This is a genomic window from Conyzicola sp. (assembly GCF_057073975.1).
This window is the reverse complement of record NZ_JBXMIS010000034.1, coordinates 1-7,981: the sequence shown is the minus strand read 5'-3', so window position 1 is coordinate 7,981 and position 7,981 is coordinate 1. Positions and strand designations below refer to the sequence as shown.

The window sequence follows — 7,981 nt, the reverse complement described above, 5'->3', positions numbered from 1 at the left end:
TCATGGTGCAAGCAACCTTCTGAGCGCGGGAATGCTTCCCGATGCGGCCGCTGTTCTGCGCTCACGGTGTTGAACACCACGGACCGCCGCCCCGGGTAGCCGAGGCTTGCGAGTTGCGCACCGTGCGACACACGTCGACGGTGCTGAACTCGCAACTCAGAAGAAGTCGGGCGAGGGGGTCGTCGCCTGGCGGATCGACACGTCGGCGTGACGGTCGAAGCGGTAGCCGACTCCGCGCACGGTGCGCACGATGTCCTCGTAGGCGCCGAGCTTGGAGCGGAGGCGGCGCACGTGCACGTCGATGGTGCGCTCGTTGGGAGCGTCATCCTCGTCCTGGCCCCAGAGCGAGCTGATGAGCTCGCTACGGTCGATGGTGCGCCCCTCGCGAAGCACGAGGTACTGCAGCAGCTCGAACTCCTTGTAGGTGAGCGGAGCCGACTCGTTGTCGAGCAGCACGCGCTTGCGCGAGATGTCGATGATGACACCGCCCTTGACGGGGGTCTCTGGCTCTGGGGTGTTGCGGTGCTTGGCGAGCGCCGATGGGTCCTGCAGGGCGAGGCGCACGACATCCACATCGCGTCCGCCAGCGCCCTGGGGCGCGAGGGCGACGGCGGCGTAGGTCTCTGACGACGGCACGAGCTGCTTGGCGAGGGCCTTCAGCTGCTCGACGATGGCACCGAGGTCGGTGCCGGCCTCGAGGGCCTTGAGCTCGTCGACACCGACGTACAGCACGAAGCCGCGGGCCTCGGTGCCGGCCGACACGGCGCGAAGTCGGCCGGGCTGCGACGGAGTGGTGTCAGCGACGGGGCGCGGTGCTGCTGCGGCGAAATCGTCGGCGATGGAGGGGGTGGAGCGGTCGATGGTTGCAAGCGACATGGTGGATCAATCCTTGTGAAGTGTGAAGGACCTCTGATGATGAGGGTGCGATGCCTTCGGGGTTTAGTTGTCGGTGTGGGCTGAGATCCGCAATGAAAGGAGGACAGCCGGGGCATGGCTCAAGGATTGAGAGTCATGCCCGAACGGAATGAACCGTTAGGAACACATTCGACAACACATGACGGCGGGCGCGACGACCTCAAGGGAGGTGGATGCGATCACAGTCATGCCACAACTATCTTGCATGGACGCAAGATTTGTCAACCCGCGCGCCTGCGCTCGGAGAGACGACACTTTCGTGTCGTCTCGCGCTGGCTAGCGCCGTCGGCCGTCTCGGCCGGCGGGTACCCCGCTAGACCCCGCCGTACAGCCGGTCGCCCGCGTCGCCGAGCCCTGGAACGATGTAGCCGACCTCGTTGAGCTTCTCGTCGAGCGAGGCGAGCACGAGGGTGACATCGCGGTCGCCGACCCACTCCTCGACGGCGGCGATGCCCTCTGGCGCTCCGATGAGGCAGACGGCGGTGATCTGGTCGACGCCGCGGTCGAAGAGGTACTGCAGGGCGACGATGAGCGAGCCGCCGGTGGCGAGCATGGGGTCGATGACGATCGCCTGGCGGCCGACGATGTCTTTCGGCAGGCGCTCGGAGTAGACCGTCGGCTCCAGCGTCTCCTCGTTGCGAACCATGCCGAGGAATCCGACCTCTGCCGTCGGGAGGAGGCGCAGCATCCCTTCGAGAAGTCCGAGACCGGCGCGAAGGATGGGAACGACGAGCGGCAGCGGCTCGCTGAGCTTCTGACCCGTTGTCTCGGTCACGGGCGTCGTGACCGACACCGTCTCTGTCTTGAGCTGCTTCGTCGCCTCGTAGCCGATGAGGATGACGAGCTCTTCTGCGAGGGCACGGAACGTTGCGGAGTTGGTGCGCTCGTCACGCAGCAGCGTGATCTTGTGGGCGACGAGAGGGTGGTCGGCAACGTGGACTCGCATAGGCTCAGGGTACCGTGAACGCCCTACACACCGAATGGATGCTGCAGGCCCTCGAGAGCGCCAGGCAGGCCACCGAGCACGGCGACGTTCCCGTCGCGGCCCTCGTCGTCGATGCGACGGGCACCACGATCGGCCGAGGACGCAACGAGCGCGAGCTGCTCCACGATCCGACGGCCCACGCCGAGATCCTCGCCTTGCGTCAGGCGGCCGCTGCGACGGGCAGCTGGCACCTCGAGAACACCACTCTCATTGTCACCCTCGAGCCGTGCCCGATGTGTGCCGGCGCGATCCTGCAGGCGCGGGTGCCGGTCGTCGTCTTCGGGGCGTGGGATGAGAAGGCGGGTGCCGCGGGATCCGTCTACGACCTGCTGCGCGACCGCCGCCTCCCGCACCGCGTCGAGGTCTACGCCGGCGTGCTGGCCGACGAGTCGGAGGCGATCCTCAAGCAGTTCTTCGCCGAGCGCCGCTGACTTCTCCCGCCGCAGCTCCAGCTATGGGCTGAGGGCCCCAGTTGTAGCGTGCGGGTCGAGGTCACAGCTGGAGCGGTGAGCGAGGAGGTAGTTAGTCGGCGGCCCTGATGACGATCGCGTCGGTCGTCGGCGTCGCGCTCGTGGCAACGTAGACATCTGGCTCGATGTAGATCACGCGCGCGACGGGAACGGCCTCGCGGATGGCCGTCTCGACCGCGTTGATGGAGGCAGCGACATCCGCGAGCTTCTTGGCGCGGCCGAACGCCACCTTCGCACCGACGAGCATCTCGTCCGGGCCGAGGTAGAGGGTCTTCATGTGGATGAGGGCCTCGACGTCGCGGTGCGCGTTGATGGCATCCCGGATCTTCTCCGTGTCGGCAGCATTCGCGCCTTCGCCGACGAGCAGGCTCTTGGTCTCGATGCCGAGCACGATGGCCACGAGCACGAGCAGCACACCGATGCAGATCGTGCCGATGGCGTCGAAGATCGGGTCGCCGGTGATCACCGTGAGGCCGACGCCGCCAAGGGCGAGAACGAGGCCGATGAGAGCGGCGAAGTCCTCGAGCAGCACGACGGGAAGCTCCGGCGCCTTCGCGTGGCGGATGAAGGCGATCCAGCCCTGCTTGCCGCGCACGTGGTTCGACTCGACGATCGCGGTGCGGAAGGAGAACGACTCGAGGCCGATGGCCACGATGAGGATGACGATCGGCACGATGGGCATCTCGAGCTCGTGCGGGTGCGAGAACTTCTCGATGCCCTCGTAGAGCGAGAAGACGCCGCCGATGGAGAACAGGATGATGGAGACGACGAACGCGTAGACGTAGCGCTCCCGGCCGAACCCGAACGGGTGCGTCGCATCCGCCTTCTTGCGCGACTTGCGGCCGCCGAGCAGCAGCAGTGCCTGGTTGCTCGTGTCGGCAACGGAGTGCACGCTCTCGGCGAGCATTGCGCTCGAGCCGGAGACGAGGAAGCCGATGAACTTCGCGATTGCGATACCGAGGTTCGCACCCAGTGCCGCGAGAATTGCCTTGTTACCGCCGGATGCGCTCATTGCCCAATCTTAGAATGCTCACATGACCGTCACTCTTCCCCCCATCGCCATACTCGGAGCCGGCTCCATGGGCGGCGCGATCCTCAGCGGCCTGCGGGCACAGGGGGCGGATGTGCGGGTCACCACGCGCTCTGCCGCGTCGGCTGCGGAGATCGAGGGGGCGACATCCACCGAGACCGACCCGGATGCGAACCGCACCGCTGCCGCTGGAGCACGCGTCGTGCTCGTCGGGGTCAAGCCGCTCATGGTCGCCGACCTCCTTCGCGAGATCGCGCCGGTGCTCTCTGACGACGCGATCGTGGTCAGCGTCGCCGCGGGTGTCACGGTCGCGACGATGGAGGCGATCGTCGCCGCGTCGGTCATTCGGGCGATGCCGAACACGCCATCCCTCGTCGGTCTCGGTGTCACGGGTGTCTCAGCGGGCACCCGCACGACACCAGAGGAGCTCGCGATCGCCGTCGCGCTGTTCGAGACGGTCGGGCAGGTGCTCGTGGTTCCGGAGTCGAAGCTCGACGAGCTCAGCACCATCTCCGGGTCTGGGCCCGCCTATGTGTACTTCCTCATCGAGCAGCTCACCAAGACGGCGCTCAACAAGGGCTTCACCGAGGAAGAGGCGCGGGTCATGGTCGAGGGCACGTTCCGGGGCGCGACAGAGCTCCTCGCCCAGTCGGATGCAGGACCGCGCGAGCTGCGCCGCCGCGTGACAAGCCCCAAGGGCACGACGGAGCGCGCGATCGCCGTGCTGGAGGAGGCCGACCTCTCCGGCCTGTTCGACCTGGCAACAGACGCGGCACTGGCGCGCGCTCGCGAGCTGGCGGACGACTCCCGTTAGACGCATAGGAATGCCATAGGCCGCGCTGTCAGCGTGTGGTCATCGGATGCAGCACGCATCCATGACAAACGGAGGACAGCATGGCCAGGAAAGAGGATCAGGACGCTCCCGTCGAATCGACGGCGACCGAGCCGACCACCCCGCTCGCCGAGGGCGCAGCGACACCCGCGACCGCGCCGACGCCAACCACAGGAAGGCGTGGCCTTGGCGGCCTCGCTCTCGCCGGAATCGTCGGCGGCAGTGTCGTCGCCGCGGCACTCCTGTTCGGCGGAGGGGTCGCGGTTGGCGTAGCCCTTCCCGATCGCGCGCCGCTCGGAATCGCCCAGGGCGGCCTGCCCGGCGGCGAGGCCGGTATGCACGAGGGCTTCCCCGGGGCGCAGGCCGGACCGCGCGGTGATGGCGCGCGTCCTGACGGCCCGGATCGGCGAGGCGATCGCGGCGGAGACAGCGGCACCGACTCCGACTCGGATTCCGACGGCGAGTAGGAGAAGCAGGTGGGGGCGTCGCAACCCGAGCGTTGCCCCCACCCTGCCTAGCTCTGCAGGCTCGCGAACTTCTCGATGTCGGAGGAGTTGCCGCTGACGATGATGAGGTCGTGGTTGGAGATCACGGTCTCCGCGGTCGCGTAGGTGAAGTCCTTGCCCGGCGACTTCACGCCGACGACGGTGACGCCGTACTTCTGCCGAACGTGCGAGTCGGAAAGCGGGATACCGCGGATCGCCTTCGGCGGGTACATCTTGACGAGGGCGAAGTCGTCGTCGAACTCGATGAAGTCGATCATGCGGCCGGAGACAAGGTGGGCGACGCGCTCGCCGGCCTCGGCCTCCGGGTAGATCACGTGGTTCGCGCCGATGCGCGACAGGATCTTGCCGTGCGACTGGCTCACCGCCTTCGCCCAGATCTGCGGAATCTTGAGGTCGACGAGATTCGCCGTGATGAGCACGCTCGACTCGACACTCGAGCCGACGGCGACGACCGCGATGGCGAAGTCCTGGGCGCCGATCTGGCGAAGGGCGTCGATGGAGCGGGCGTCTGCCTGCACCGCGTGGGTCACGCGCTCCGACCACTTCTGCACGAGCCCAGAGTCCTCGTCGACGGCGAGCACCTCGCGGTCGAGGCGGTCGAGCTGCCCTGCCGTCGCCGCGCCGAACCGGCCGAGGCCGATGACGAGCACGGGTGCGTCGTGAGGGATTTTGTCAACCAACGATGGGCCTCTCTTCTGCTCTTCTGAACAACTGGCGCTTCTGGCTCGCCGCGAGTGCCGCCGCGAGTGTCACTGTACCGAGCCGGCCGAGGAACATCGTGGCGGCAAGCACATACTGGGCGGGCTCGGAGGCGCTCGCGGTGAATCCTGTTGTAAGCCCGCAGGTTGCGAATGCGCTGATGACGTCGAACAGCACGTAGTCGAGCTGCTCGTCGGTGATGAGCATGAGGATGATGCTGACGGTCGCCACCAGCGTCGCCCCCCAGAGCACGACGCTGACAGCCAGTCGAAGCACGTCCTGCGGGATGCGGCGGTCGTACGCCTCCATCTCGTCCTGGCCCTTGGCTTCGGCGAAGGCGGCGAGGAACAGCACAGCGAGGGTGGTGACCTTGATTCCGCCGGCGGTTGACGCCGAGCCACCGCCGATGAACATCAGCATGTCGGTGACGAGGAGGCTCGAGCTGTCGAGGCTCGCCATGTCGATCGTGCTGAAGCCGCCCGACCGCGCCATCGACGAGATGAAGAAGCTCTGCAGCACCCGCTGCCCCGCGTCGAGGTCTTTGAAGGTTGCCGGGTTGTTGAACTCGAGCACGAAGTACGCCAGCGCCCCGCCGACGAGCAGCACGGCGGATGTGAAGATCGTGAGCTTCACGTGCAGCGACCACCGGTGCGGGCGACGAAGGTTGCGCGAGAGCACGAAGATCACTGGGAAGCCGATGGCCCCGAAGGTCACACCGAGCATGATCGCTCCGAGGAACCAGACGTCGGTCGCGTAGGGGAGAAGCCCGTCGGCCATGGGCAGGAAGCCCGTGTTGGTGAAGGCCATCGCGGAGATGTAGATCGACTGCCAGACGGCATCCCACAGTGGTACGCCCTCGATGAGCATCCGCGGAAAGAGCATGATCGAGATGGCGGCCTCGATCGCCATCATGCTGACTGCGACCGTCACGAGCAGGCTGCCTGTCTCGCCGAGCCGCACGGCCTGCCCCTCCGAGATCGGGCCCTTGCGAATGCGCAGCGGGTTGGAGTCGCCGGCGGCGAGGAGCTTCTGACGCAGGCCGAGTCGGCGGCTGATGACGAGTCCGAGGATCGACGCGACGGTCAGCACACCCACGCCGCCGATCTGCACGCCGACGAAGATGAGCACGTGACCGAACGGCGACCAGTACGTCGCCATGTCGACGGTCGAGAGGCCCGTGACGCAGATGACCGAGACCGCGGTGAACAGCGCGTCGACGAGGGGAGCGCGCTCCCCGCTCGCCGTGGCGACCGGCAGGGAGAAGAGCAGGGTGAACACGAGCACGAGCCCGCCGAAGATCGCGATGGCGAACCGTGCCGGTGTGGCGGCGACGAAGGCATCGATGCCGTCGCGGATGCGGCCGAGCACCCCGACCTGCGCCACCGGCTTCGTGCGCATCATCATCTCCTGGCCGCTCGTGCGTTAACGTCGCAATGGTAGTACCCACCGGTGGTCGGTAGCCTGTTGCCATGGCCGACATCTTCGACGTGCTTGCCGACACGACCCGCAGAGAGCTGCTCGCGACGCTGCTCGAGCGGCGCATCCACGGAGCTCCCAACGGCGAGCTGAGCGTGAGCGAGCTCGTCGAGCGGCTCGGGCTCAGCCAGCCGACGGTCTCGAAGCACCTCCAGAAGCTCAAGGAGCACGGGCTCGTCTCGGTGCGCACCGATGGCCAACACCACCCCTACCGACTCGAGTCGGAGCCCCTTCACGAGATCGAGCGCTGGGTTGGCGATTTTCTCGGCGACGCTGCGCACGCCGATGGCGCGATCGGCTCCGCGGCGTTCGCCGCATGGTCTGGCACCGAGGTCGGGGAGACGCTGGGCCGCCGCATCGCCGACGGCACGCATCAGGCGCGGGCCGTTGCGGCATCCGCGACAGAGAAGGTCGCCGCGAAACTGCCGCGGATCGGCAAGAAGAAGGCCGACGACAAGGCCTAGACGCCGAGTCACACCAGCCCCTATTGTTGCGTTCTAGCACTCCAGTCACATCCGTAACGAGTGCTTCACCCGGCGACAGGAGCACCCATGGCACGCGATCTTGCCGACGTGCGCTTTCTCACTGTCGCCGAAGTGGCCGAGATGATGCGCGTGTCCACCATGACGGTCTACCGGATGGTGCACTCCGGCGACCTGCCTGCCATCCGTTTCGGGCGCTCGTTCCGCATTCCGGAGACGGCCGTCGAGGCCGTCATCCAGACCCCTATCTCAGACGTGGGCTGAGAGTGCGGTAGACTCGCCGAGTCCTTTTTCCACGGTTCTGTATTCGGACCGTTCTCAGGTCCATCCAGCAACCAGCGAGGTACCCATGGGTTCAGTAATCAAGAAGCGCCGCAAGCGTATGGCGAAGAAGAAGCACCGCAAGCTGCTTCGCAAGACTCGTCACCAGCGTCGCAACAAGAAGTAGAAGTACTTCTTGAAGGAAGCGCCCGGCCGCCTGGCTTGGGCGCTTCTGTATTTAACCCCCGCGTTTGACGCCCGCCCCCTTCCGAAATGACGGAGTCCACGCGGTGCGATCGCGCTAGCCCGCAGCCGCACGAGCGCC

Annotated in this window: 11 protein-coding genes; 6 read left to right on the top strand and 5 right to left on the bottom strand. The window is 66.7% G+C overall.

Translation table 11 applies throughout. From position 1 onward, the window contains the following. Window positions 1–156 precede the first annotated feature (156 nt). Both AC14A7_RS03240 and upp read right to left on the bottom strand, forming a co-directional pair. On the bottom strand, window positions 157–876 hold the full coding sequence (locus tag AC14A7_RS03240; RefSeq protein ID WP_484006447.1) for a winged helix-turn-helix domain-containing protein: 720 nt from the start codon (window positions 874–876) through the stop codon (window positions 157–159). Between the two features lie 352 nt (window positions 877–1,228). Further along, complete coding sequence (gene upp / locus AC14A7_RS03235) at window positions 1,229–1,861, bottom strand: uracil phosphoribosyltransferase (RefSeq protein WP_484006446.1); 633 nt, start codon at window positions 1,859–1,861, stop codon at window positions 1,229–1,231. A 38-nt stretch (window positions 1,862–1,899) separates the two neighbouring features. On the opposite strand from upp, the gene tadA reads away from it, so the two are divergent. Then, the gene (gene tadA, locus AC14A7_RS03230; RefSeq protein ID WP_484006448.1) at window positions 1,900–2,331 is read left to right on the top strand and encodes a tRNA adenosine(34) deaminase TadA; all 432 of its coding nucleotides are present in this window, start codon (window positions 1,900–1,902) and stop codon (window positions 2,329–2,331) included. Window positions 2,332–2,422: 91 nt separating this feature from the next. Here tadA and AC14A7_RS03225 read toward each other — a convergent pair whose 3' ends face one another. Further along, the gene (locus AC14A7_RS03225) at window positions 2,423–3,382 is read right to left on the bottom strand and encodes a cation diffusion facilitator family transporter (RefSeq protein ID WP_484006445.1); all 960 of its coding nucleotides are present in this window, start codon (window positions 3,380–3,382) and stop codon (window positions 2,423–2,425) included. Window positions 3,383–3,404: 22 nt separating this feature from the next. On the opposite strand from AC14A7_RS03225, the gene proC reads away from it, so the two are divergent. Together proC and AC14A7_RS03215 are read left to right on the top strand one after the other, a co-directional pair. Beyond that, a complete protein-coding gene (gene proC, locus AC14A7_RS03220; protein ID WP_484006444.1) occupies window positions 3,405–4,214 on the top strand; it encodes a pyrroline-5-carboxylate reductase in 810 nt (269 codons plus the stop codon). Between the two features lie 80 nt (window positions 4,215–4,294). After that, the gene (locus tag AC14A7_RS03215; RefSeq protein WP_484006443.1) at window positions 4,295–4,699 is read left to right on the top strand and encodes a hypothetical protein; all 405 of its coding nucleotides are present in this window, start codon (window positions 4,295–4,297) and stop codon (window positions 4,697–4,699) included. A 47-nt stretch (window positions 4,700–4,746) separates the two neighbouring features. Here the strand turns inward: AC14A7_RS03215 and AC14A7_RS03210 are convergent, their stop codons facing one another. Then, complete coding sequence (locus tag AC14A7_RS03210) at window positions 4,747–5,418, bottom strand: potassium channel family protein (RefSeq protein WP_484006442.1); 672 nt, start codon at window positions 5,416–5,418, stop codon at window positions 4,747–4,749. Then, window positions 5,411–6,835: a TrkH family potassium uptake protein gene (locus AC14A7_RS03205; RefSeq protein WP_484006441.1), complete on the bottom strand. Its 1,425-nt coding sequence runs from the start codon at window positions 6,833–6,835 to the stop codon at window positions 5,411–5,413. Before AC14A7_RS03205 ends, AC14A7_RS03210 begins: the two co-directional genes overlap by 8 nt. A 71-nt stretch (window positions 6,836–6,906) precedes the next feature. On the opposite strand from AC14A7_RS03205, the gene AC14A7_RS03200 reads away from it, so the two are divergent. The 3 genes from AC14A7_RS03200 (at window position 6,907) to AC14A7_RS03190 (ending at window position 7,843) form a co-directional block, all read left to right on the top strand. Further along, entirely contained in the window at window positions 6,907–7,377 is a 471-nt protein-coding gene (locus tag AC14A7_RS03200) for an ArsR/SmtB family transcription factor (protein WP_484006440.1), read from the top strand. An 87-nt stretch (window positions 7,378–7,464) separates the two neighbouring features. Further along, window positions 7,465–7,659, top strand: a complete 195-nt coding sequence (locus tag AC14A7_RS03195; RefSeq protein WP_484006439.1) for a helix-turn-helix domain-containing protein — start codon at window positions 7,465–7,467, stop codon at window positions 7,657–7,659. A gap of 85 nt (window positions 7,660–7,744) precedes the next feature. Beyond that, window positions 7,745–7,843 carry a 30S ribosomal protein bS22 gene (locus AC14A7_RS03190; protein ID WP_003792170.1) on the top strand — a complete coding sequence of 33 codons (99 nt, stop codon included), beginning with the start codon at window positions 7,745–7,747 and terminating at the stop codon, window positions 7,841–7,843. Window positions 7,844–7,981: the final 138 nt, after the last annotated feature.

Bases quoted from the DNA above. Each gene is read 5' to 3' on its own strand.
- AC14A7_RS03240 (WP_484006447.1), bottom strand. From the start codon at position 876: ATGTCGCTTGCAACCATCGACCGCTCCACCCCCTCCATCGCCGACGAT.
- upp (WP_484006446.1), bottom strand. From the start codon at position 1,861: ATGCGAGTCCACGTTGCCGACCACCCTCTCGTCGCCCACAAGATCACG.
- tadA (WP_484006448.1), top strand. From the start codon at position 1,900: ATGCTGCAGGCCCTCGAGAGCGCCAGGCAGGCCACCGAGCACGGCGAC.
- AC14A7_RS03225 (WP_484006445.1), bottom strand. From the start codon at position 3,382: ATGAGCGCATCCGGCGGTAACAAGGCAATTCTCGCGGCACTGGGTGCG.
- proC (WP_484006444.1), top strand. From the start codon at position 3,405: ATGACCGTCACTCTTCCCCCCATCGCCATACTCGGAGCCGGCTCCATG.
- AC14A7_RS03215 (WP_484006443.1), top strand. From the start codon at position 4,295: ATGGCCAGGAAAGAGGATCAGGACGCTCCCGTCGAATCGACGGCGACC.
- AC14A7_RS03205 (WP_484006441.1), bottom strand. From the start codon at position 6,835: ATGCGCACGAAGCCGGTGGCGCAGGTCGGGGTGCTCGGCCGCATCCGC.
- AC14A7_RS03200 (WP_484006440.1), top strand. From the start codon at position 6,907: ATGGCCGACATCTTCGACGTGCTTGCCGACACGACCCGCAGAGAGCTG.
- AC14A7_RS03195 (WP_484006439.1), top strand. From the start codon at position 7,465: ATGGCACGCGATCTTGCCGACGTGCGCTTTCTCACTGTCGCCGAAGTG.
- AC14A7_RS03190 (WP_003792170.1), top strand. From the start codon at position 7,745: ATGGGTTCAGTAATCAAGAAGCGCCGCAAGCGTATGGCGAAGAAGAAG.